Annotated in this window: 21 protein-coding genes; 13 read left to right on the top strand and 8 right to left on the bottom strand. The window is 70.1% G+C overall.

All coding sequences use genetic code 11. The features are described from left to right. Positions 1-166 precede the first annotated feature (166 nt). The 6 genes from dxs to C8E96_RS32295 all read left to right on the top strand — a co-directional run bounded on the left by dxs (position 167) and on the right by C8E96_RS32295 (position 5,446). Complete coding sequence (gene dxs / locus C8E96_RS32320) at positions 167-2,086, top strand: 1-deoxy-D-xylulose-5-phosphate synthase (protein ID WP_091371229.1); 1,920 nt, start codon at positions 167-169, stop codon at positions 2,084-2,086. A 45-nt stretch (positions 2,087-2,131) separates the two neighbouring features. Continuing rightward, the gene (locus C8E96_RS32315; RefSeq protein WP_091371232.1) at positions 2,132-2,806 is read left to right on the top strand and encodes a response regulator transcription factor; all 675 of its coding nucleotides are present in this window, start codon (positions 2,132-2,134) and stop codon (positions 2,804-2,806) included. After that, on the top strand, positions 2,803-3,933 hold the full coding sequence (locus C8E96_RS32310) for a sensor histidine kinase (RefSeq protein ID WP_091371234.1): 1,131 nt from the start codon (positions 2,803-2,805) through the stop codon (positions 3,931-3,933). The genes C8E96_RS32315 and C8E96_RS32310 overlap by 4 nt, the downstream gene beginning before the upstream one ends. A 64-nt stretch (positions 3,934-3,997) precedes the next feature. Then, on the top strand, positions 3,998-4,663 hold the full coding sequence (locus C8E96_RS32305) for a hypothetical protein (protein WP_091371235.1): 666 nt from the start codon (positions 3,998-4,000) through the stop codon (positions 4,661-4,663). A 109-nt stretch (positions 4,664-4,772) separates the two neighbouring features. Further along, positions 4,773-5,057: a type II toxin-antitoxin system Phd/YefM family antitoxin gene (locus tag C8E96_RS32300; RefSeq protein WP_091371237.1), complete on the top strand. Its 285-nt coding sequence runs from the start codon at positions 4,773-4,775 to the stop codon at positions 5,055-5,057. After that, entirely contained in the window at positions 5,054-5,446 is a 393-nt protein-coding gene (locus tag C8E96_RS32295; protein WP_091371463.1) for a type II toxin-antitoxin system VapC family toxin, read from the top strand. Before C8E96_RS32300 ends, C8E96_RS32295 begins: the two co-directional genes overlap by 4 nt. Positions 5,447-5,466: 20 nt before the next feature. Here C8E96_RS32295 and C8E96_RS32290 read toward each other — a convergent pair whose 3' ends face one another. Continuing rightward, positions 5,467-6,273, bottom strand: coding sequence for a DUF72 domain-containing protein (locus C8E96_RS32290; protein WP_091371238.1), 807 nt, complete (start codon positions 6,271-6,273; stop codon positions 5,467-5,469). Positions 6,274-6,444: 171 nt separating this feature from the next. Between C8E96_RS32290 and C8E96_RS33650 the strand changes: the two genes are divergently transcribed. Then, positions 6,445-7,104 (top strand): hypothetical protein, encoded by a 660-nt coding sequence (locus C8E96_RS33650; protein ID WP_166658198.1) that lies wholly within the window; start codon positions 6,445-6,447, stop codon positions 7,102-7,104. 19 nt (positions 7,105-7,123) lie between these two features. Next, a complete protein-coding gene (locus C8E96_RS32275; protein ID WP_228769724.1) occupies positions 7,124-7,606 on the top strand; it encodes a methyltransferase family protein in 483 nt (160 codons plus the stop codon). 10 nt (positions 7,607-7,616) lie between these two features. Here C8E96_RS32275 and C8E96_RS32270 read toward each other — a convergent pair whose 3' ends face one another. The 3 genes from C8E96_RS32270 to C8E96_RS32260 all read right to left on the bottom strand — a co-directional run bounded on the left by C8E96_RS32270 (position 7,617) and on the right by C8E96_RS32260 (position 11,753). After that, positions 7,617-9,725, bottom strand: coding sequence for a 3-hydroxyacyl-CoA dehydrogenase NAD-binding domain-containing protein (locus tag C8E96_RS32270; protein WP_091371242.1), 2,109 nt, complete (start codon positions 9,723-9,725; stop codon positions 7,617-7,619). After that, complete coding sequence (locus tag C8E96_RS32265) at positions 9,725-10,954, bottom strand: thiolase family protein (RefSeq protein WP_091371244.1); 1,230 nt, start codon at positions 10,952-10,954, stop codon at positions 9,725-9,727. Before C8E96_RS32265 ends, C8E96_RS32270 begins: the two co-directional genes overlap by 1 nt. A gap of 100 nt (positions 10,955-11,054) precedes the next feature. Continuing rightward, positions 11,055-11,753: a TetR/AcrR family transcriptional regulator gene (locus C8E96_RS32260; protein WP_091371245.1), complete on the bottom strand. Its 699-nt coding sequence runs from the start codon at positions 11,751-11,753 to the stop codon at positions 11,055-11,057. 152 nt (positions 11,754-11,905) lie between these two features. On the opposite strand from C8E96_RS32260, the gene C8E96_RS32255 reads away from it, so the two are divergent. Continuing rightward, positions 11,906-12,352 carry a nitroreductase family deazaflavin-dependent oxidoreductase gene (locus tag C8E96_RS32255; protein WP_091371247.1) on the top strand — a complete coding sequence of 149 codons (447 nt, stop codon included), beginning with the start codon at positions 11,906-11,908 and terminating at the stop codon, positions 12,350-12,352. Positions 12,353-12,355: 3 nt separating this feature from the next. Here C8E96_RS32255 and C8E96_RS32250 read toward each other — a convergent pair whose 3' ends face one another. Then, positions 12,356-13,591, bottom strand: a complete 1,236-nt coding sequence (locus C8E96_RS32250; protein ID WP_091371466.1) for a ribonuclease D — start codon at positions 13,589-13,591, stop codon at positions 12,356-12,358. Between the two features lie 140 nt (positions 13,592-13,731). Continuing rightward, on the bottom strand, positions 13,732-14,448 hold the full coding sequence (locus C8E96_RS32245; RefSeq protein WP_035282988.1) for a response regulator: 717 nt from the start codon (positions 14,446-14,448) through the stop codon (positions 13,732-13,734). 257 nt (positions 14,449-14,705) lie between these two features. Between C8E96_RS32245 and C8E96_RS32240 the strand changes: the two genes are divergently transcribed. Both C8E96_RS32240 and C8E96_RS32235 read left to right on the top strand, forming a co-directional pair. Beyond that, positions 14,706-15,857 (top strand): dipeptidase, encoded by a 1,152-nt coding sequence (locus C8E96_RS32240; RefSeq protein WP_228772097.1) that lies wholly within the window; start codon positions 14,706-14,708, stop codon positions 15,855-15,857. A 232-nt stretch (positions 15,858-16,089) separates the two neighbouring features. Continuing rightward, on the top strand, positions 16,090-18,540 hold the full coding sequence (locus tag C8E96_RS32235) for a zinc carboxypeptidase (RefSeq protein WP_166658289.1): 2,451 nt from the start codon (positions 16,090-16,092) through the stop codon (positions 18,538-18,540). A 60-nt stretch (positions 18,541-18,600) separates the two neighbouring features. On the opposite strand, the gene C8E96_RS32230 is transcribed toward C8E96_RS32235, so the two are convergent. After that, positions 18,601-18,909, bottom strand: a complete 309-nt coding sequence (locus tag C8E96_RS32230) for a hypothetical protein (RefSeq protein WP_091574969.1) — start codon at positions 18,907-18,909, stop codon at positions 18,601-18,603. 27 nt (positions 18,910-18,936) lie between these two features. Beyond that, positions 18,937-19,500, bottom strand: coding sequence for a DUF3000 domain-containing protein (locus C8E96_RS32225; RefSeq protein ID WP_091371254.1), 564 nt, complete (start codon positions 19,498-19,500; stop codon positions 18,937-18,939). A gap of 149 nt (positions 19,501-19,649) precedes the next feature. Between C8E96_RS32225 and hemE the strand changes: the two genes are divergently transcribed. Then, positions 19,650-20,741 (top strand): uroporphyrinogen decarboxylase, encoded by a 1,092-nt coding sequence (gene hemE / locus C8E96_RS32220; RefSeq protein ID WP_091371256.1) that lies wholly within the window; start codon positions 19,650-19,652, stop codon positions 20,739-20,741. Next, complete coding sequence (gene hemG, locus C8E96_RS32215; protein WP_091371258.1) at positions 20,738-22,378, top strand: protoporphyrinogen oxidase; 1,641 nt, start codon at positions 20,738-20,740, stop codon at positions 22,376-22,378. Before hemE ends, hemG begins: the two co-directional genes overlap by 4 nt. Position 22,379 lies beyond the last annotated feature (1 nt).

Below are 22,379 nucleotides of genomic sequence, written 5' to 3'. Positions count from 1 at the left end.
ATCCCCCCATACGTGCGAGCGGAACCATACCGGGCGTGTGGGGTCGGTGTGCACGTTCGGTGATGATCGCGTGGATGTGTGCGACGCCTCCGGCGAGCACACGGACGCCCCTCGTAGACTGGATGCCGCAGGAACAGCCGACTAAGGACGACGAGGTGACCACGCGGTGACGCTGCTGGAGTCCGTGCACGAACCGGCTGATCTGACCCGATTGACGCCGGAGGAGCTGGATCGCCTCTCCATCGAGATCCGCGCCTTCCTCGTCGACAAGGTCACCAAGACCGGCGGCCACCTGGGCCCCAACCTCGGCGTCGTCGAGCTGACGATCGCCCTGCACCGGGTGTTCGACTCCCCGCGGGACACGCTGATCTTCGACGTCGGCCACCAGGCGTACGTCCACAAGATCCTCACCGGCCGCCGCGACGGCTTCGACGACCTGCGCCAGCAGGGCGGCATCTCCGGCTACCCGTGCCGTGACGAGAGCGAGCACGACCACGTCGAGAACAGCCACGCCTCGGCCGCGCTGTCCTATGCCGACGGTCTGGCGAAGGCCTACGAGCTGCGCGGCGAGCGCCGCAGCGCCGTGGTCGTCGTCGGTGACGGCGCGCTGACCGGCGGCATGTGCTGGGAGGCGCTCAACAACATCGCCGCGGGCACCGACCGCTCGGTCGTCATCGTGGTCAACGACAACGGCCGCTCCTACTCGCCGACCATCGGCGGTGTCGCCGACCACCTCGCCGCGCTGCGGCTGCGTCCCGGCTACGAGCGGGCGCTCGAGGAGGGCAAGCGGGTCCTGCAGGGGACGCCAGTCGTCGGCAAGCCGCTCTACGCGGCGCTGCACGCGGCCAAGCGCGGCATCAAGGACGCGCTGAGCCCGCAGGCCATGTTCGAAGACCTGGGCATGAAGTACATCGGCCCGGTCGACGGCCACGACTTCGAGTCGCTGGAGTCGTCCCTGCGCCGCGCGAAGGACTTCGGCGGGCCGGTCATCGTGCACGCCGTGACCCGCAAGGGCAACGGCTACCCGCTGGCCGAGAACGACGAGCTCGACCAGATGCACCAGACCGACCCGATCGACCCGGTCACCGGCAAGCCCCGCAAGTCCAAGGGGACGGTCTGGACGTCGGTGTTCGCCGACGAGCTGGCCAAGATCGGCGCCGAGCGCGAGGACGTCGTGGCGATCACCGCGGCCATGCTGCGCTCGACCGGTCTGGCCCCGTTCGCCGAGAAGTTCCCGGAGCGCTGCTTCGACGTGGGCATCGCCGAGCAACACGCGATCACCTCGGCGGCGGGCATGGCCATGGCGGGCCTGCACCCGGTCGTCGCCATCTACTCGACGTTCCTCAACCGGGCGTTCGACCAGCTCCTGATGGACGTCGCGCTGCACAAGCAGCCGGTCACGGTGGTCCTTGACCGCGCGGGCATCACCGGCCCGGACGGCGCCAGCCACCACGGCATGTGGGACCTGTCCATCCTCGGCGTGATCCCGGGAATCCACATCGCCGCCCCCCGCGACGCCCTCACCCTCCGCGAGGAACTGCGCGAGGCGGTGGCGATCGACGACGGCCCCTCGGTCCTGCGTTTCCCGAAGGCCACCGTCGGCGACGACATCCTGGCCGTCGAACGCGTCGGCCCGGTCGACATCCTCCGCCGAGGCGAGACGTCGGACGTGCTCTTGGTGACGGTCGGCTCCTTCGCGGAACTGGGCCTGGCAGCCGCCGACCGCCTGGCAGACCAGGGCATCGGCGTGACGGTGGTGGACCCGCGCTGGGTCGCCCCCGTGCCGCGTGAACTGGTCGACCTGGCCGCCAAGCACCGCCTGGTGGTGACGGTCGAGGACAGCGGCAGGCACGGCGGCTTCGGCTGGTCCCTCGCGGCCCTGCTGCGCGACAGCGACGTGGATGTGCCTTTGCGCGACTTGGGCATCCCGAACGAATTCCACGCCCACGGCTCACGGGACGAGGTCCTGGTCAGGCTGGGACTGACGGCTCAGGACGTCGCCCGTCGGGTCACCGGCTGGGCCTCGGACCTGATCGGCAGCCACGACCAGGAGAACGCCGAACAGGTCGACCGGGCCCTGCCGTAGGGCTCGGGACGCCCTTGTCCACAGTGGTGTGGCACCGTTGTACCCGTGCGGATCCTGATCGTTGAAGACGAACCAGCGCTGGCCGAGGCGATCGCCCGTGGCCTGCGACGTGAAGGCATGGCGGTCGATGTCGCCCTGAACGGAGACGACGGCCACGAGAAGTCGAGCTTCACCCGGTACGACGTGGTAGTGCTCGACCGCGACCTGCCCGGCATGCACGGCGACGAGCTGTGCCGGGAGATCGTGGCGTCCGGCGCCCTCACGCGGGTGCTGATGCTGACCGCCAGCGACGCCGTCGAGGACCGGGTCGAGGGCCTTTCCCTGGGCGCCGACGACTACCTCGCCAAACCCTTCGCCTTCCCCGAGCTGGTCGCCCGGGTGCGGGCCCTGGCCCGGCGGGCGACCCCGGTGACGCCCCCGGTGCTCGTCGCCGGTGACGTCGAGCTGGACCCGGCGCGGCGGACGGTGGCGCGGGCCGGGCAGCCCATCGAGCTGACCCGCAAGGAGTTCGGCGTCCTGGAGGTCCTGCTCGCCGCCCGCGGCTCCGTGGTCAGCAGCGAGGAACTGCTGGAGCGGGTCTGGGACGAGAACGCCGACCCGTTCACCACCACCGTCCGCGTCACCGTCATGACGCTGCGCAAGAAGCTCGGCGAGCCCGGTGTGATCGACACCGTCGTCGGGTCGGGTTACCGCGTGCCCTCTTCCGCGGGCAGTCAATGAGCGGACGCCGCCGCGGCCTGGGGCTGCGCGCGAGGATCACGCTGCTCACCACGGGGCTCGTGGCGGCGGTCAGCGCGTTGCTGCTGTGGCTGGGCTGGCTGCTCGCCGGTGGTGTGGTGGCGTCGGTGCCATCGCTGCCCGAGGGGTCGACGGTCGTCGTCGGCGGCATCCGCGTCCGCGCCGACCAACTCGCGGACGCCTTGGCCGAGAACGCCCGCGAACGCGTTCTGCTCGCGGGTTCCGTCGCGTTCGTCTGTGTCGTCGCCGCGACCGCACTGCTCGCCTGGGTGATCACCGGCCGCGTCCTGCGCCCCCTGCGCGAGGTCACCACGACCGCGCAGCGCCTGTCGGTGGAGTCCCTCGGCGCGCGCATCGGCCACCGCGGCGCCCGCGACGAGGTCGCCGAACTCGCCGACACCTTCGACGCGATGCTCGACCGGTTGCAGGCCGCTTTCTCGTCGCAACGCCAGTTCGTCGCCAACGCCAGCCACGAGCTGCGGACCCCGCTCGCGGTGATCCGCACCGAACTCGACGTCACCCTGGCCGACCCGGACGCCGACGAGGCAGAGCTGCGGCGCATGGCCGAGGTCGTGCGCTCGGCGACCCTGCGCGCGGGCGAGCTGGTGGAGGCCCTGCTCGTGCTGGCCCGCACTGACGGCCTCGGGGTCAACGTGACCGGCCCGGTCGACCTGTCGACCGTCATCGCGGGCGCCTGGCGGTCGGCCCGGGTGGAGGCGGAACGCCGTGGTGTGCGGGCCACCTTCCACGAGTCCGGCGCCCGGGTCGCCGGCGACGCCGCTCTCCTGGAACGGGTCGCGGGAAACCTGCTGGAGAACGCCGTGCGGCACAACGTCGACGGCGGCTGGATCGACGTCCGAACCGCGCATGGTCCACAGTGGACAATGTTGACCGTGTCATCGTCCGGTCAGGTCGTGGAACCGGAGCGGGTGGCCGAGCTGTTCGAGCCCTTCCGTCGCGGCGGCGTCGACCGGACAGCGCACACGGGAACGGGTCTCGGGCTGTCGATCGTGCGCGCCGTCGCCCGCGCCCATGGCGGCCATGTCACCGCGGAACCTGTGCGGGGCGGCGGTTTGACCGTCACCGTGCACCTGCCGTCCCTGCCCTGAATCAGGGTCGGACCCAGGGACATCCTGGATGTGCGCCGGACCGCTCCCGGCGACGCTTGGGGCCATGACTTGGGGGAATCCGAAACGATGGCGCCAGGGCGCCGTGTGGCTGCACGTGATCACGTCCGTCGGCTGGATGAGTCAGGCCTTGGCGTTGTTCACCTTGCTGACCGTGAGCCTCACGACCGACGACGCCGCAATCCGCGTCAGCGCCACGACCATGGCCCACACACTCGACAACGCACTGCTCACGCCCATGGCCAACGCGTCGGCGTTCACCGGTTTCATGCTCTCGGCCTCGACCGCCTGGGGTTTCTACCGGCACTGGTGGGTGCTGGGGAAACTGGTGATCACGTTGGCGCAGCTCTATTTGGGTATCTTCGTGTTGTCCGGCGCCCTGAACGAAGCGGTGATCGCGGCCAAGGCGGGCAACCCGGCCCCGACACCGGTCCCTCTTGTCGTGGGGACGGCACTGATGGCGGGCGCGATCGCCTTCCAGGCCTGGCTTTCGGTGGCCAAGCCGTGGAACCGCACACCGTGGACGCCGGAACGCCCACCGAAACTGCCCACCGCGCCGACGTGGGTGTTCGCGGCGATCGTCATCGTGCCGTTCTGCGATATCGCCCTGAGCGTCTGGACGGGTCGGCCGATGCCTGTGGTGTCGCTGGTCGTGCTCACTGCCTGGCTGATCACCCGCAAGGTCCGCCAACCCGTCACTGTCGCCCGATGAAGTCGAGAAACGCGACGTGCGATGTCTTTGCCGGCGCCTGGCACTACCCTCGTCCTCGCGGAGTAGCACATCTGTAGCACACTCCCCGGATAGTTGCTACAGTGGTGGCATGAGTCAGGTCATCGGCCAGCGCGAACTTCGCAACGACAACGCCGAGATCATGCGGCGAGTCGAGGCAGGCGAGCGATTCACCGTCACCCGTAACGGGAAGCCGGTGGCCGACCTCGTTCCGCACCAGGCTGAGCAGGCCGCCAAGCGGCGCACCCTGGCCGACGCGCAGGCGGCGTTCCGCGGGCTCCCGCCCATGGACGCCGAACGCTGGCGCCGTGAGCGTGAAGCCGACGACCAGGTCTTCGGGTCCGATGACCCGGTCGACAACGTGTGGTCCCGATGATCAGTGTCCTGCTGGACACCTGCGTGATCATCGACCTCGACCGGCTGAGCCTTGGCGACAACGCCTCGGCCGCCGCGTTCGTCAGCGCGGTCACGATCGCCGAACTGGCCTACGGCCTTGATGTCGACGATCCGATCGAACGCAGTGCCCGAACCGAGCGCTACTACGCCACCCTCGAGCAATTCGACGTGCTGCCATTCGACATTCCGGCGGCGAAGCTCTACGGAACCATGGCTGCCCTGGTCAAACGCTCCGGGCGCAACCCGCGACCGCGTCGGATGGACCTTCAGATCGCCGCGACCGCGGCGGCGAACGGATTGCCGCTGCTCACCCGGAACGCGGTGGACTTCCATGGCCTGGAGCGGATTCTTGACGTGGTCTCGATCTGAGACGAGCGCTGCTCAGGGCTTCACAGTCGCTCGATGAGGCCCTTGGCGTCGTAGGGGGCGCGGACTTTCACGTCGTTGTCGAAATACACGAACACGTCCCCCTGCTTCCGCCACCGCTTGACCTTCTTCGCCCACTCGTCCAGCGCCTTGTCCGTGTAGCCGCTGGTGTACAGCTCCTCGTCCCCGTGCAGCCGCACGTACATGAACTCCGTCGTCACCTCGTCGAACAGTGGCCACCGGCCCGCGGTGTCCGCGACCACGAGCGCGATCGCGTTGTCCCGCAACAACTCCACGAACTCCTCACGCGGGTAGTTCGGGTTGCGGACCTCCAGGGCGTACCGCAGGGGACGGTCCGCGTCGGTCTCCGTCCACGCGCGACCGTCCAAGCGGGAGTCATGGGACTCGGCCAGTTTCGCGGCGGCCTTGGTCGTCCTTGGCAGCTCATCGAAGAAGCCCGCGAACAGGTCGCGGTCGTAGCGGAAGTTCTCCGGCAGCTGCCACAGGATCGGGCCGAGCTTGTCCCGCAGTGCCAACACCCCTGAGGCGAAGAAGTTCGCCAGCGTCACGTCGGCGTCCTTGAGGCGCTTCATGTGCGTGATGAACCGGGGGCCCTTGACGGAGAACACGAATCCCGAAGGCGTCTCGTCCCGCCACCGCTGGTAGCTCTCCGGGCGCTGCAGCGAGTAGAACGACCCGTTGATCTCGATCGACGACACCTGCCGCGACAAGTACTCCAGCTCGCGCTTGTGGGTGAGGCCCTTCGGGTAGAACGTCCCCCGCCAGGGCGGGTAAAGCCAGCCCGACGTCCCGATTCGCACGTCGCTCATGGGTGATCGGCCCACCACGAACCGCGATACCTGCTGGCCACAGCGTCAAGCCTACCTGCGGAAATGTGGCGGCCGACACCCTGGCGAGACATTGCCGTGGCCGTTTCGTTACGTTGCCTCGGGCTCGAAAGAGCCCAGCCCCGTCCCCGACGCATAGCGGTGATCCACGATATGGCAGGTCGACATAGCAGCAAGGCCGCGAACTGGCACATGCCAGTCGCGCTCGCCGTCACCACCGGCGCGGTGCTCGCGGCCACGGCCTGGGTCGCAGGCACCAACCCGGACGTGCAGAACGCCAGCGCCGCCATGGCCATGGCCCCGCCGGTGACGACCTCGTCGACCACGACCACGACGACGACCACCACCACCGTCGCCCCCACGACGACGACCACCACCCCGCCCCCGGTCACGACCACCCCGCCCCCGGTCACCACCACCACGGTGAAGAAGCCCCCGCCGCCACCCCCGGCCGCGTCGTGCTCGACGAAGCTGGACGGCGCGCAGCCGCACGTGGCGCAGGTCGGCAACCACATCGCCGCGAAGTTCGGCGTCGACGACATCGGCGGCGCGGCGGGCCGCAGCGGCACCAGCGACCACCCCGAGGGCCTGGCCCTGGACTTCATGGTCGACACCGCCAAGGGCAACGCCATCGCCGACTACGTCCTGGCCAACCGCCGAGCCTTCGCCGTCACCTACGTGATCTGGCGCCAGCGCTACAACGACGGCAGCGGCTGGTCGGCCATGGAAGACCGCGGCGGCGCCACGGCCAACCACTACGACCACGTCCACGTGTCCTTCCGCGCCGGCGCGAAGGTCTCCGTCACCTGCTGAGCGGGTCTACGGTGGGCCCGTGTCGGTCCTCTGGAACCGGATGCCCCTCCCGCTTGAGCACGCGGTCCCGATGGTCGCGGGCCTCCTGCTGAACGCGCGCACCCGCACACGGCTGCCCAGGCCCCTCGTGCCGGCAGGCTGGGCCCTGCTGGCCGCCGGAGTGGGCCTCAACGCGTGGGCGGTCAAAGCGCGGGGAGCGGGCGACCTCGAAGATCCGGACCGGCTCGTGACCGTCGGGCCCTATGCGTTCACCCGAAACCCGATGTACGTCGGCTGGACCCTGCTCCACGTCGGCGCGGGGCTCGCCGCCCGCTCGCCCTGGGTGCTCGCGAGCTGGCCGTTCGTCGCCGCCCTGGTCCACCGCGCCGTCCTCCGCGAGGAGCACCTGCTCGCCGACCGGTTCGGCGAGCAGGAGTCGAGCTACGAGCGGCGGGTCCCGCGCTACCTCCGACAGACAAAAGCGCCCCTGGTGTCTCCGAGGGAGACACCAGGGGCGCTTTGAACCGCCTGGATCAGGCCGTCGGGACCGAGGCCACGCCGGGGGCCAGGAACGGCTTGCCGTTCACCTTCTCCGAGATGCCCTCACGGTCCAGGAACGGCGTGATGCCGCCCAGCCAGAACGGCCAGCCGCCGCCGAGGATCATGCACAGGTCGATGTCCTGCGCCTCCGCGACCACGCCCTCGTCGAGCATGATGCGGATCTCCTCGGCCAAGCCCTCCAGTGCCCGCGCGCGGACCTGGTCGGTGGTCAGCGGCGCGTCGCCGAACTCCCACAGGGCCTGGACCTCGGGGTCGACGCTGGGCTTGCCGGAGGCGTCCCAGGTCCACACCGCGTTCTTGCCCGCCGCGACGAACTTCTTCATGTTGTCCGAGACGCCGAAGCGGTCCGGGAACGCGCGGTTCATCGTCTCGGCCACGTGCAGCGCCACCGGGGCGCCCACGAGCTGCAGCAGCACCAGCGGGCTCATCGGCAGGCCCAGCGGCTCCAGCGCGTTGTCCGCGACCTCGAACGGGGTGCCCTCGTCGATCGACTGGACCACCTCGCCCATGAAGCGGGTCAGCAGCCGGTTGACCACGAACGCCGGGGCGTCCTTGACCAGCACCGAGGACTTCCGCAGCGCCTTGCCCACCGCGAACGCCGTCGCCAGCGTGGCGTCGTCGGTGCGGTCGGCGCGGACGATCTCCAGCAGCGGCATGACCGCGACCGGGTTGAAGAAGTGGAAGCCGACGACCCGCTCCGGGTGCTTCAGCTTCGACGCCATGTCGGTGATCGACAGCGACGAGGTGTTCGTCGCCAGCACGCACTCCGCGCTGACGTGCTCCTCGACCTCGGCGAACACCGTCTGCTTGACGCCCAGTTCCTCGAAGACGGCCTCGATGACGAAGTCGGCGTCGGAGAACGCGGCCTTGTCCAACGAGCCGGACACGAGCGCCTTGAGGCGGTTCGCGCCGTCCGGGGAGACCCGGCCCTTGGCGGCCAGCTTGTCGATCTCGGTGTGGACGTAGCCCACGCCCTTGTCGACCCGCGCCTGGTCGATGTCGGTCAGCACGACCGGCACCTTGAGCTGACGGGCGAACAGCAGCGCCATCTGGCTGGCCATCAGGCCCGCGCCGACGATGCCGACCTTGGTGACCGCACGCGCGAGCGACTTGTCCGGGGCGCCCGCGGGCTTCTTGGCCCGCTTCTGCACCAGGTTGAACGAGTACAGACCCGCGCGCAGCGTGTCCGTCATGAGCACGTCGGCCAGCGCCTCGGTCTCGGCCGCGTAGCCGCGGTCGAGGTCGTTCTCGCGGGCCAGCTCCAGCAGCTCGATCGCCTTGTTCGCGCCCGGGGACGCGCCCTTGGTCTTGCCGTGGACGATCGTCTTCGCGCGCTCCACGGCGGCGTCCCACTCGGCGCCGCGGTCGATCTCGCGGCGGGTCGGGGTGATCTCGCCGTTGACGACCTTCGACAGCCACAGCAGCGACTGCTCGAGGAAGTCCGCCGAGTCGAGCAGGGCGTCGGTGATGCCCAGTTCGAGCGCCTGCTTCGGCTTGAGCATGCGGTTCTGCGACAGCGCGTTCTCGAAGATCACCGTCACGGCCGCGTCCGGGCCGATCAGGTTCGGCAGCAGCTGCGTGCCGCCCCAGCCCGGGAACAGGCCGAGGAAGACCTCGGGCAGCGCGATGGCCGCCGCCCCCGAGGACAGGGTCCGGTAGTGGCACGACAGCGCCAGCTCCAGGCCGCCACCCATGACCGCGCCGTTGACGAAGGCGAAGGTCGGGATGTCGGACTCGGTGAACCGGCGGAACACGTCGTGGCCGGTCTGGGCGATGTCGAGCGCGCGCTGGCGCTCGGCGATCTGCTCCACACCGGACAGGTCCGCGCCCACGGCGAAGATGAACGGCTTGCCGGTGACCGCGATCGCGGCGGGCTCGGCGGCGACGGCGACGTCGAACGCGGCGTTGAGCGACACCAGGCTCTGCGGCCCGAAGGTCGAGGGCCGGGTGTGGTCGTGGCCGTTGTCGATGGTGATGAACGCGACCGGCTTGTCGAGGCCGGGGACCTTGATCAGCCGGGTCACCGCGTGGGTGACGACCTCATCGGGGAAGGCTGCGACAGCCTGTTCCTGGGTCAGCATCAGTTGCCACCACCGTTCCAGTGCGGGTTCTCCCAGATCACGGTGCCGCCCATGCCGATACCGATGCACATCGAGTTGATGCCGTAGCGGACCTCGGGGTGCTCGGCGAACTGGCGCGAGAGCTGGGTCATCAGCCGGACGCCGGAGGACGCGAGCGGGTGGCCGCACGCGATGGCGCCGCCCCACTTGTTGACCCGCGGGTCGTCCTGGTCGATGCCGAAGTGGTCGAGGAACGCGAGCACCTGCACCGCGAACGCCTCGTTGAGCTCGAACAGGCCGATGTCCTCAATGGACAGACCGGCGCGCTTGAGCGCCTTCTCCGTGGCCGGAACGGGTCCGACGCCCATGACCTCGGGCTCGACGCCGACGAACGAGTAGCCGACCAGGCGCATGCCGACCGGAAGACCCAGTTCCTTGGCGGTCTCCTCCTCGGCGAGGATGCAGCCGGTGGCGCCGTCGTTGAGGCCCGCCGCGTTGCCCGCGGTGACGCGGCCGTGCGGACGGAACGGCGTCTTGAGGGCGGCGAGCTGCTCGAGCGTGGTGCCCGGGCGCGGCGGCTCGTCCTCGGTGGCCAGGCCCCAGCCCAGGGTGGCGGAGCGGGTGGAGACGGGGACCAGCTCGGGGCCGATCTTGCCCGCCTTGACCGCGTCGGCGTACTTCTCCTGGCTGCGCGCGGCGAACTCGTCGCAGCGCTGCTTGGTGATCGCCGGGTAGCGGTCGTGCACGTTCTCCGCGGTCTGGCCCATGACCAGCGCGGTCGGGTCGACGATCTTGTCGGCGACGATGCGCGGGTTCGGGTCGACGCCCTCGCCCATCGGGTGACGGCCCATGTGCTCGACACCGCCGGCGATCACCACGTCGTAGGCGCCGAAGGCGATGCCGCTGGCGCTGGTCGTCACGGCGGTCATCGCGCCCGCGCACATGCGGTCGATGGCGTAGCCCGGAACCGACTTGGGCAGGCCCGCGAGCAGCGCGGCGGTGCGGCCGATGGTCAGGCCCTGGTCGCCGATCTGCGTGGTCGCCGCGATCGCGACCTCGTCCACCCGCTCCGGGGGCAGTTCTGGGTGCCTGCGCAGCAGTTCACGGATGACCTTCACGACGAGATCGTCGGCGCGGGTCTCCGCGTAGATGCCCTTCGGGCCGGCCTTGCCGAACGGCGTGCGTACACCGTCGACGAAGACCACGTTCCGAACGGCGCGCGCGGCTGCGGATGCAGCGGGTGCGGCCACGGGGGTGCTCCTTAGTCGAATATGGGCTACCGACTGGTAACAAGGGCTACTCTAGCCCTGGTTACCAGTGAGTAACATGTTGACGCGGCTATGGAGTGGGTCACAGACCGACGAAGTCCGCCATCGCGGAGGCCGAGAAGTCGAAGAAGTCGTCCGCCGGGTCCGCCGAGCCGACGAGCTGGCCGAACAACTCGAAGCTGATCACGCCGAACAGCTGTGTCCACGCCACCATTACCCGCGCCAGCGCGCCGGGCGGCAAGTCGATCGAGTTCATGGCGATGACCGAGCTGAGCTGGCTGCGCAGGCCATGGCCGACGCCGCTGTCCTCGATCTTCCCGGCTGTCGCGATCGCGGTGAGCAGGAGCGGGACGCGGGCGGCGGGGGCGACGGTGTCCTTCGGGGCCTGGTAGCCGGGGACGGGGGAGCCGTAGATGAGCGCGTACTCGTGCTGGTGGGTCACGGCCCAGGCGCGCACGGCCCGGCACGCGGCAAGCCATCGATCACGCGGCTCAGCCTCGTCGCGTGAGCCGTTGCCGCGGCCCTTTCGGAGTTCGCTGTCAGCGTGTTCCGCAGCCGCTCCCATCGCGTCGTACGCGTCGATGATCAGGGCGGTGAGCAGGTCGTCCCGGCTGGGGAAGTAGCGGTACAGGGCGGAGGAGGCCAAGCCAAGGCTGCGCGCGACCGCCCGCAACGAGAGGCCTTGAGCCCCATCGGTGACGAGCTGCCTGCGGGCCTCGTCCTTGATCTCCTGGGCCACTTCGGCTCGTGCCCGCTCGCGTGCGGTTCTACCTGCGCTCATTCGGTAAATGTATCACTGCTCTCGTTTGTGAGCACTGCTCTCCATTGTGAGCAGCGCTCTTGACTGTGAGCACTGCTCTCGTGTTCACTGCTCACAACAGAGAGCAGTGCTCACAAACGAGAGCAGTGCTCTCGCTTTAGGGGAGGAAGATCATGTCGACTCGCTACCAGCGCCCGGGCGTGTTCACCAAGAGCGTCTTCAACCGGATCGTCGCGTTCCTCGTGCGGCGCGGCGTCAACGTCTGGGGTTCGCGGGTGCTCTCGGTGCGTGGGCGGAAGTCGGGGGAGATGCGCTCGACCCCGGTCAACCTGCTCGTCGTCGACGGCACCCACTACCTCGTCGCGCCCCGCGGCCACACCCAGTGGGTGCGCAACCTGCGTGCGGCGGGTGAGGGCGAACTGCGGCTCGGCCGCAGGGTCCAGCCCTTCACCGCGACCGAACTCGCCGACGACGAGAAGCCCGACCTGCTGCGCGCCTACCTCAAGCGCTGGAAGTTCGAGGTCGGCATGTTCTTCGACGGTGTCGACGACAAGTCGCCGGAGGCCGACCTGCGCCGCATCGCCCCCGACCACCCGGCGTTCAAGGTCGTCCTCAGCTGAGTTTCAGTCGGCGCTCGCAGTGGCGGGCTTGGCCCGCAGGGCGACCGCGAGCGCGTCCGCGGTCAGGCCGATCTGCCACTCGCGGGCCCCACCGGCGCGCAGCGTCTCCGACACCGTGTCCAGGTCCGTCTCCGTCGGCGGCTGCCAGCACGTGCGCCTGACCAGGTCCGGCTGCAGCAGGTTCTCCATCGGCAGCCGGTTGGCCTCGGCGATCGCGGTCAGCGCCGTGCGGGCGGCCGAGAGCCTCGCCGCCGCCTCCGGGAACTTGTCCGCCCACCGGTTCGCGGGCGGCGGTCCGTCATTCGGCGGCGACGGGTCCGGCAGTTCCGACTTGGGCAGTTCGGCCGCCGCCCGCAGCGCGCGCATCCAGGTGCCCGCCAGCCGCCGCTGGGCGCGGCCCTTGAACACCGGCAGCTGCAGCAGGGCCTGCTCGTCGGCCGGGTTGACCGACGCGGCCTGGATGATCGCGCTGTCGGGGAGGACTCGGCCCGGCGCGATGTCGCGGTCGCGGGCCATCGTGTCCCGCGCCTCCCACAGCGCGCGGATGCCCGCAAGGCCGCGGGCTGTCCGGACGCTGTGGATGCCCGACGTGCGCCGCCAGGGCTCTTTGCGGGGCGCCGGTGGCCCGGCGGTGCGCAGCGCCTCGAACTCCTCCAGGGCCCACTCCAGCTTGCCCTGGTTGCGCAGCTCCTCCTCGAGCGCGTCGCGCAGCGGCACGAGCAGCTCGACGTCGAGCGCCGCGTAGTTCAGCCAGTCCAGCGGCAGCGGCCTGCGCGACCAGTCGGCGGCGCCGTGGCCCTTCTCCAGGTGGTAGCCCAGCAGCAGCTCGACCAGGGTGCCCAGGGCGACCCGGTCGAACCCGGCGAGCCTTCCCGCCAGCTCGGTGTCGAACAGCTTGCGCGGCCGCAGGCCGAGCTCCGCCAGGCACGGCAGGTCCTGGGACGCGGCGTGCAGCACCCACTCGTCCGCGTCGAGCGCGTCGATCAGGGGGTCGATCTCGTCGTTGATCGCGACCGGGTCGACCAGCCACGTGCCGGAGCCCTCACGGCGGATCTGTACGAGATAGGCGCGCTGGGAGTACCGGTAGCCCGACGCTCGCTCGGTGTCGACGGCGATGGGGCCGGATCCGGCGGCTATGCGCTCGGCCGCGCGACGCAGGGCGTCGGCGTCGGCCACGACGTCGGGGGTGCCTTCTCGGGGTTCGGTGAGCAGCACCGGAGCCGGAGCAGCGGGGTCGATGGCTGCCGAGCCTGAGCTGGGTCCTGGTCCGGGGGTAGTCACGGCGAATGACCCTACGGCACGACGGAGCAAGATCGCGCCAGATCAGCAGCAGTCGTGTGGCTGGGCCATGCCCAGCCCAGCCACACGACCGCTGTTGTCTAGCGGATGACGCCCGCTCGCATGGCGAGAGCCACCATCTGGGCGCGGTCGCCCGTGCCCAACTTCCGGCCGATCCGCGAGAGGTGAGACTTCACCGTGAGCGCCGAAAGGTTCAGCGCCTCGCCGATCTCCTTGTTGGACTGCCCGTCAGCGACGAGCTGGAGCACCTCCACCTCGCGAGCCGAAAGCTCACGCGGGGTGTTGTCGGTGCCCGGGACCCTGGTTCCCGTGGCGAGGACCGGCGCGACACTCGGGTCGGCGTAGACGCCGCCTTCGAGCACCCGTCGAACCCCGTCGGTCACCACGACCGGCGAAGCGGACTTCAGCAGGTACGCCTGAGCGCCTGCTTGGAAGGCCGACCGCACCGCGTACGGGTCGTCGGAAGAAGCCAGCACGACGATCCGCGGCCAACCGTGGCTGCGGAGCTCCGTGACGAGCTCGATCCCGCTACCGTCAGGCAACCCGAGGTCCAGAATCGCGAGATCGCACGGACCAGTGGCCTGTGCTCGCGCTCTTGCCTCGGCCACCGTGGCGGCCTCGTGCACTGTGCCCGCGCCCATCTGCGTGAGCCGGGCGGCTATCGCCTCCCTCAACAGTGGGTGGTCGTCAACCACCAGCACTGAGAACAACTCTTCCCGCGGGTGCGGGACCATGTTCGCCGGCAATGAGCCGGCTGGCGTGGTTCGAACGGCCTGACCTAAGCCGACGGCAGCCACGTCACTACCTCCCTGGAGTCGGTCGTTGCCCCCCGACCGGCACTGGGACTTTCGACCAAACAGCCGCGCCGCCGTTGGACCGAAAGTGGTGTCGACGAAGGCAGCCTAGCCGCCCAAGCGGGTTAGCGGGACGATCAATCGGGTAAGTATCCGATCGGGTTGTGACTGAGGGACGTGAATGTCGCACGATTGGGTGACTCACTGAATGGTGACGTAACGGATGTACACGGTCACACGATGGAATGAGGTCAGGGGTAGTGAACAACCCTGGATCCGACCGCGCTCGGCGGCTTCTCGCCAGTACGCCGTTGGTCGATGGACACAATGATCTCCCGTGGGCGCTCCGGGAGAAATGGGGGCCCGACCCCCGTGCCGCGGTAGCGGGCACCGACCTCTCCACAGAGCAGCACGATCTGCACACTGACCTGGTCAAACTGCGTCGCGGGGGCGTCGGCGCGCAGTTCTGGTCGGTCTACGTCCCCTGTCAGCTGACCGGCCACTCCGCCGTCACCGCCGTCCTCGAACAGATCGAGATCGTGCACGGCCTGGCCGCCCGCTACCCCGACGATCTGCGCCTCGCCTACACCGCTGACCAGGCCGAATCCGCCTTCGCGGACGGTCGGATCGCCTCGCTGCTGGGCGCCGAGGGCGGCCATTGCATCGCGGAATCCCTCGGTGTCCTGCGCGCGTTGCACCGGCTAGGGGTCCGCTATATGACCCTGACGCACAACGACAACACCCCTTGGGCGGACTCCGCGACCGACGAACCGCAGGTCGGGGGCCTATCGGACTTCGGTCGCGAGGTCGTCGCCGAGATGAACCGGCTCGGCATGCTCGTCGACCTCTCCCACGTCGCCGCGACGACGATGCGCGACGCCCTCGACGTGAGCACGGCACCGGTCATCTTCAGCCACTCGTCCTGTCGCACGATCACCGACCACCCCCGGAATGTGCCCGATGACGTGCTGAAACGTCTCCCCGACAACGGCGGCGTGCTGATGGTGACCTTCGTTCCGCGGTTCATTTCCCCGGCCATCGCCGAGTGGGACGACCGGCTCGCCGCGGCCATGGAGCAGGCGGGGGAGAAGCACGCCGACCTGGCCGCCCGGGAGCGGTTCTGCGAGACCTGGGACGGCCGCCACGACCAGCCGCAGGCCACATTGGCCGAGGTCGTGGCCCATTTCGAGCACGCGAGGGACGTAGTCGGCGTCGATCACATCGGTGTCGGCGGCGACTACGACGGCTGCCCGGTCTTCCCCGCGGGTCTCGAGAACGTCGGTACATATCCGGCCCTGTTCGCCGCTTTGCTGGACGCCGGGTGGAGTGAGGACGACTGCGCGAAGGTTGCTGGGCGTAACGTCCTGCGCGCCTTGCGTTGGGCCGAACGGGTGGCGGCCGGACGCGAATAACTGGCAAAAGGTAAAAACTTCTTCGTCTTCGTGGCGGTATGGGGCCCGTCGTGGGCCCTCTGGACGCACCGACTCCACCAGACGTCCACTCAAGTTGATCTGGCAACTGGTAAACCGTCAATTCTGTTGATGACGTGGTTAGCGTCACGCTGCCGCCACGTTTGCGGGTGGCGGCGGATCTTGGGAGGAGACGGGCGTGAGCTCTTCAGCCAGACGTGTACCGACGTGGCGGGTGGCCGCCGCGGTAGGACTCAGCGGGGCGGTGGTCATCGGTCTGACCTCGACGACGGCGAGCGCGGAGGACAACGTCCTGCGCAGCGACTTCGCCGTCGCGCGGTCCTGCTTCGAGAAGCCCTTGCCCTCGGGCACCAAGGGCGCGGACCGACGTGAGGTGACCTCGACGGTCGACGGCCTCGTCCAGGCGCGGCTCAAGCCGCACGGCAACGGCAGCGGCGACTGGGATGTCGCCGTGTTCGACAAGGCGACCGGCGCGGTCGTGTCCGCTTCGTCGGCGCTGCGCAGCGCCGAGCTGGCTGAGAGCTTCGTGGCCAAGGGCCAGGAGCTGATCGTGCAGGCCTGCCGCTACGCGGGCTCCTCGCGCCACGTCGCCCTCGGCGTCGACTTCCTCGCGCTCAACGCGCAGGGCGGCGCCACCCAGGCCGTCCAGCGCGCCGAGATCGTGCGCGTCGAGACCCCGAACAAGCAGCAGAAGGACCGGCTCTTCGCGCTCGGCCTCGACGTCACCGAGAAGGCCGACGCCACCAGCGTCGAGGTCGTCCTCGCCAACGACGCCGACCGCGAGACCCTGCGCTCCAGCGGCATGAAGTCGACCGTCGTGCAGGGCGACCTGACCGCGCGCTCGATCGCCAACGCCAAGACCGACAAGGAGTACGCGGCCAAGACCGCGGGCTCGGTGCTGCCCTCCGGGCGCACGTCCTACCGGCGCCACTACGAGTACGACTTCGACCTGAAGGAGCTGGCCCGCAAGAACCCGGGGCTGGTCAAGGCCTTCACGCTGCCCGAGCCCACCTGGGAGGGCCGCGACGTCGTCGGCGTCGAGATCGCCTCGAACGTGGAGAACATCCGCGACGGCAAGGCCGTCAACTTCACGATGGGCATCCACCACGCGCGTGAGTGGCCCGCGGGCGAGCACGCCATGGAGTGGGCGATCGAGCTGGTCAAGGGCTACAAGGCGGGCGGTGAGCTGCGCACCCTGGTCGGCAAGACCCGCAACATCGTGGTGCCGATCGTCAACCCCGACGGCTTCAACATCTCCCGTGAGGCCGAGCCCAAGGGCGACTTCAGCCGCTTCGACTACGAGATGAAGCGCAAGAACTGCAACGTCAACGACTCCCCGGAGGCGTACCGCACCGGTGTCTGCAAGGCGAACCCGGCGGGCCGCCTGCGCGGCACCGACCCCAACCGCAACTACGCGGGCTTCTGGGGCGGCGCGGGCGCGTCGACGGCGTGGAGCAGCGACACCTTCCGCGGCTCGGGCCCGTTCTCGGAGCCGGAGACCCGCAACATCCGCTCGATCGTCTCCAACCGCCAGGTGACCAACCTGATCACCCTGCACACCTACTCCAACCTGGTGCTGCGGGTGCCCGGCGTGGCCGACGTGCGGCCGCCGCTCGACGAGCCCGCGTACAAGGCGCTCGGCGACAAGATGGCCTCGCGCAACGGCTACACCAGCCAGCCGTCGTGGGCGCTGTATGACACCACCGGCTCCACCGAGGACTGGTCGTACTTCGCGACCGGCGGCTGGGGCTTCACCTTCGAGGTCGGCCCCAACGAGTTCCACGGGCCGTTCGCCGACGGCGTCGTCGCCGAGTACGCGGGCCTGGCACCGGCCGCGGGCGCGGGCAAGGGCGGCAACCGCCAGGCGTTCATCGACATGCTGGCCAACGCCGCCGACTCGACCACCCACGCGACGCTGACCGGTACGGCGCCGAAGGGCTACCAGCTGCAGGTGCGCAAGGCGTTCCAGACGCCGACCTCGCCGGTCGTGCAGCCGGACGGTTCGGTCAAGGAGCCCATCCAGGTCGCCGACGTGATCAAGTCCGACCTGCTCAGCACGGGCGGCCGGTTCAGCTGGGCGGTCAACCCGTCGACCAGGCCGTACGTCGCGGGCCGCTACGGCCGCGACCCGCAGGGGCCCGCCCAGGCCCCGATCGCGCTGGCGAACCCCGCGGGCATCCCCGCGGAGAACACCAACTTCCCGACCGACATGACCGCCGAGAGCATGCCGTTCCACATCGACGGCATGCCCGCGGTGGACAACGGGAAGATGGAGGTCACCGTCGAGTGGGGCAGCGCAGCCACCGACTGGGACCTCTACATCTTCGACTCGGCGGGCAACATCGTCAGCTCGTCGGCCAGTGGTGGCACCCGCAGTGAGAAGGCGGTGCTCTTCGACCCGCCCGCGGGCGACTACACCGCGGTGATGGTCAACTACGAGCAGGGCGACCCGGGAACGCCGGACGACTGGTCGAACATGAACGTCAACTTCTTCTCGCCGCTGCCGACCACGTACGGCCCGAAGGAGCCCTACACCCTGACGTGCAGCGACCAGCGCGGCAGGCTCGTGGGCCTGGCGGAGGTCTACGCCGACCGCGGCCAGACCGTGGACGTCGGCGACGTCTGCACCCGCTCGGCGCTCGAGGCCAAGGCACGTAAGAAGTAGTAGCGCTTCAACGACGGCGGGCCGGTGCTGGTGCACCGGCCCGCTGTCATTTCGGCAAAGTCAGGATTGGCCGGGCCACTGCTGACCGTGCTGCTGGACGGCGGGCTGCTGGCCGGTGTGCGGGCCTGCCTGGGGTGCGCCGAACGGCGGGTACTGGGGTGCGGGCTTGGGCTGGGCGGGGCCGCTGGTGCGGAACGCGGTGGCGCAGATCCCCGCGCCGATGCTCAGCACGCCGAAGGTGAAGCCGCTGACCACCGCTACCCAGATTTCGTTCTGGTTGCTCGAGTTGAGCGCGTCCATGGCGAGGAACATGCAGATGACGGCGCCGATGAAGGACAAGGCCATGACGGCCGAGCAAGCGATTCGCATGGTCGGTGACCCTAGGGCATCGTGCGGTCACTCGCCCCGGCGTTGACCGAACAGCGCGACCCCGACCGGCGGCAGACCGACCACGCTGGCCATCAGATCGCAGAACGCCTCGCCGTGCGCGCGCAAAGCGGCCGTGCGTGGGGTCCACGACGCGCGCAGTTCGAGGTCATCTACCCGGGCCGGGCCCGCGATGTCGCCGAAGCGGGCCGAGGACGTGTCGGTGACGGTGCCGCCCAGCGCGGTGAAGTCCGCGCCCGACGCGGCCAGCGCGTCGGTCAGCCAGGACCAGCCCACGCTCGGCAGCAGCGGGTCGTCGGCCAGTTCGGCGTCGAGCTCGGCGCGGACGTAGGCGACCACGCGCAGCACGCCCTCCCACGCCTCCTGGCCCTCCGGGTCGTGCAGGAGGATCAGTCGGCCGGTCGCCTGGACTTCCGCGGGGCCCACCGCCTCGGCGCTGATCGCGAACGCCCAGGGCGCCAGCCGTTGCGGCGGGCGGACCTCGGCGAGCTGCAGCTCCGGTCGAGGTCGCAGCGACTTCAGCGCCTCGACGGCCTGCCTGAAGAGTTCAGGCGCTGTCGACGTTCCGGTCACGACTGGTAACTGTAAGACCACCCGAGTCAGTGAGTTGGAACGGCGCGCCGAGTATTTGACGCCTGATTGCGCCACCGTGAGTGTGACATTGGCCGATTCGGCTCCCGCTCGACAGCCGCGAGTCCGCGTCGTGGGACCATGGCAAGGCGATGACTGACATCAACACCGCCGTGAAGTCCCCGGCGAAGTCCGCCCGTCGAAGCCTGCCCGAGTCGCCGTTCCTGGTGGCCGCCCGAGGTGGGAAGCCCGCACGGGTCCCGGTCTGGTTCATGCGCCAGGCGGGCCGCTCGCTGCCCGAGTACCGCGCGCTGCGGGCGGGCACCAAGATGCTGGCCGCCTGCTTCGACCCGGACCTGGTCTGCGAGATCACCATGCAGCCCGTGCGCAGGCACGGCGTCGACGCGGCGATCCTGTTCAGCGACATCGTGGTGCCCCTGGTGGCCGCCGGGGTCGACCTGGACATCGTCGCGGGCACCGGCCCGGTCGTGGCCTCGCCCATCCGCTCCGCCGAGGCCGTTGCCGCACTGCCGACGCTCGACGCGTCGCAGGTCGAGCCGGTCGCCCAGGCCGTGCGGCTGCTGACGTCCGCGCTGGGCGACACCGCGCTGATCGGGTTCGCCGGGGCGCCGTTCACCCTGGCGTCGTACCTGGTGGAGGGCGGCCCGAGCCGCAACCACGAGCGCACCAAGGCCCTGATGTACGCCGACCCGACGACGTGGCACGCGCTGCTCGACCGGCTCGCCGACATCGCGCTGACGTTCCTGCGCGCGCAACTCGCCGCCGGGGTCGACGCGGTCCAGCTGTTCGACTCGTGGGCGGGCGCGCTGTCGCTGAAGGACTATCGGGAGTTCGTCCTGCCGCACTCGACGAAGGTGCTGGCGGGCCTCGCCGACGCGGGCGTGCCCCGCATCCACTTCGGTGTGGGCACTGGCCACCTCCTCGGCGCCATGCGCGAGGCGGGCGCCGACGTGGTCGGCGTCGACTGGCGCACGCCGCTGGACACCGCGGTCTCGCGGCTCGCCGTGCCGGGTTTCGAGTCCGGCCCGGTCGTGCAGGGCAACCTCGATCCCGCCGCGCTGTTCGCGGGCGACGAGGTCGTCCGGCGTGAGGTCGCCCGGATCATCTCGGAAGGCCGCGCGGCGCAGGGGCATGTGTTCAACCTGGGGCACGGGGTGCTGCCGGAGACGAACCCGGATGTGCTGACCAAGGTTGTCGACCTGGTGCACGGCACCACCCGGTGAGCGCCGTGCGGGTGGCGGTGATCGGCGGCGGCATCGCCGGCCTGACCGCCGCGCACCGGCTGCGGGTCCTGCTGGGACCGGACGCGGTGATCACGGTCATCGAACAGTCCGACCGCCTCGGCGGCAAGCTGCGCACGATCGACTTCGCCGGCATCCGCTACGACGTGGGCGCTGAGGCCTACCTGGCCCGGCGTCCCGAAGCGACCGCGCTGATCAAGGAACTGGGGCTGGAAGTCACCCACCCCAGCGGTGCCCGCTCGACGGTGCGGGCGGGCGGGGTGACCCGCATGATCCCGGGCGGGACGATGCTGGGTATCCCCGCCGACCCGGCCGCGGTGGCTGGGGTGCTGTCGGATGAGGGCCGCGACCGCGTGGCCGCGGAGCGGACGCTGGCTCCGATCCGACTGGAGGGCTCGGACATCGGCCTGGGCGCGCTGCTGCGCTCCCGGTATGGGGACGAACTGCCGGACCGGCTCATCGACCCGCTGCTGGGTGGCGTGTACGCGGGCAGCATCGACAACCTCGGCCTGCGGGCGACGATGCCCCAGATCGCCGCCGCCCTCGACGCGGGTGCCACCTCACTGACGGCGGCCGCCAGAACAGTGCTCACCCCGGCGAGCAGTGCTCCGGTCTCGGGACGGGTGCTCTCGCCAGAGAGCAGTGCTCTCGGTTCGGAGCGGGCGTCCGGCTTGGAGAGCGGCCGGCATGGTGCCGGAGCGGTGCTCTCGTCGGAGAGCGGTGCTCTCGGTTTGGAGCGGCGCTCTGGTTCGGTGAGCGGTGCTCTCGGTTTGGAGCAGCGTCCTGGTTCGGTGAGCGGCGGTGCCGGCGAATCGGGAGCGGTGCTCTCGGCGGGAAGCGGTGCTCCGGTCTTCGGCACCTTGGCCACCGGCCTGGGCACCCTGGTCGACCGGCTGGCGCGCGATGTCGACGTTCGGCTCGGGGTGCCGGTCCGTGAACTGACCAAACACCCGCACGGGTGGCGGCTGGTCCTCGGCGCCGCCGCGCCCGGGCATGAGCCGCGGGAGTCGGTGCTGGATGTGGACGCGGTCGTGGTCGCCGTGCCCCCGCCCGCCGCGCGCAAGCTGTTGGAACGGGTGGTGCCGGTCGCGTCGGTGGGGTACTCGCGGATCGAGGTGGCGTCGGTCGGGGTGGTCGCGTTGGCCCTTCCTGTCGGCACCGACCTGCCGGGCACGTCCGGCATCCTGGTCGGCGCGGGCGAGCGGCGGTCCGATGGGGCTCCGTTCGCCGTCAAGGCGTTCACCTACTCCGCCACCAAGTGGTCCCACCTCGACGCCGTCGTCGTCCGCGGCTCCGTGGGCCGCTTCGGTGACCCGGGTGCGCTGCGTGCCGATGACGAGGAGTTGGTCCGGCTGGTCCGCGCCGACCTGTTCGACCTCACCGGCGTCACCGCCCCGCCGATCGACTCCGTGGTCACCCGCTGGGGTGGTGGCCTCCCGCAGTACGGGGTGGGCCACACCGCTCTCGTGGCCCGCATCGAGGAAGCGGTCGCCGCCCACCCCGGCCTGGCCGTGGCCGGAGCCGCGCTGCACGGTGTCGGGATCCCGGCGTGCATCGGGACCGGGGAGGCCGCGGCCCGACGTGTCGCTGCCCACCTGCACACGCTCACCCTCGAATGAG

This window comes from Actinokineospora alba (assembly GCF_004362515.1).
Classification (GTDB): domain Bacteria; phylum Actinomycetota; class Actinomycetes; order Mycobacteriales; family Pseudonocardiaceae; genus Actinokineospora; species Actinokineospora alba.
This window is presented reverse-complemented; position numbering and strand designations above follow the sequence as displayed.

Coding starts and splice junctions, on each gene's coding strand:
- C8E96_RS32260 (WP_091371245.1), bottom strand. CDS start 11,753: ATGAGCGCAGGTAGAACCGCACGCGAGCGGGCACGAGCCGAAGTGGCC.
- C8E96_RS32295 (WP_091371463.1), top strand. CDS start 5,054: ATGATCAGTGTCCTGCTGGACACCTGCGTGATCATCGACCTCGACCGG.
- C8E96_RS32310 (WP_091371234.1), top strand. CDS start 2,803: ATGAGCGGACGCCGCCGCGGCCTGGGGCTGCGCGCGAGGATCACGCTG.
- hemE (WP_091371256.1), top strand. CDS start 19,650: ATGACTGACATCAACACCGCCGTGAAGTCCCCGGCGAAGTCCGCCCGT.
- C8E96_RS32270 (WP_091371242.1), bottom strand. CDS start 9,725: ATGCTGACCCAGGAACAGGCTGTCGCAGCCTTCCCCGATGAGGTCGTC.
- C8E96_RS32230 (WP_091574969.1), bottom strand. CDS start 18,909: ATGCGAATCGCTTGCTCGGCCGTCATGGCCTTGTCCTTCATCGGCGCC.
- C8E96_RS33650 (WP_166658198.1), top strand. CDS start 6,445: ATGGCAGGTCGACATAGCAGCAAGGCCGCGAACTGGCACATGCCAGTC.
- C8E96_RS32255 (WP_091371247.1), top strand. CDS start 11,906: ATGTCGACTCGCTACCAGCGCCCGGGCGTGTTCACCAAGAGCGTCTTC.
- C8E96_RS32305 (WP_091371235.1), top strand. CDS start 3,998: ATGACTTGGGGGAATCCGAAACGATGGCGCCAGGGCGCCGTGTGGCTG.
- C8E96_RS32300 (WP_091371237.1), top strand. CDS start 4,773: ATGAGTCAGGTCATCGGCCAGCGCGAACTTCGCAACGACAACGCCGAG.
- C8E96_RS32290 (WP_091371238.1), bottom strand. CDS start 6,273: ATGAGCGACGTGCGAATCGGGACGTCGGGCTGGCTTTACCCGCCCTGG.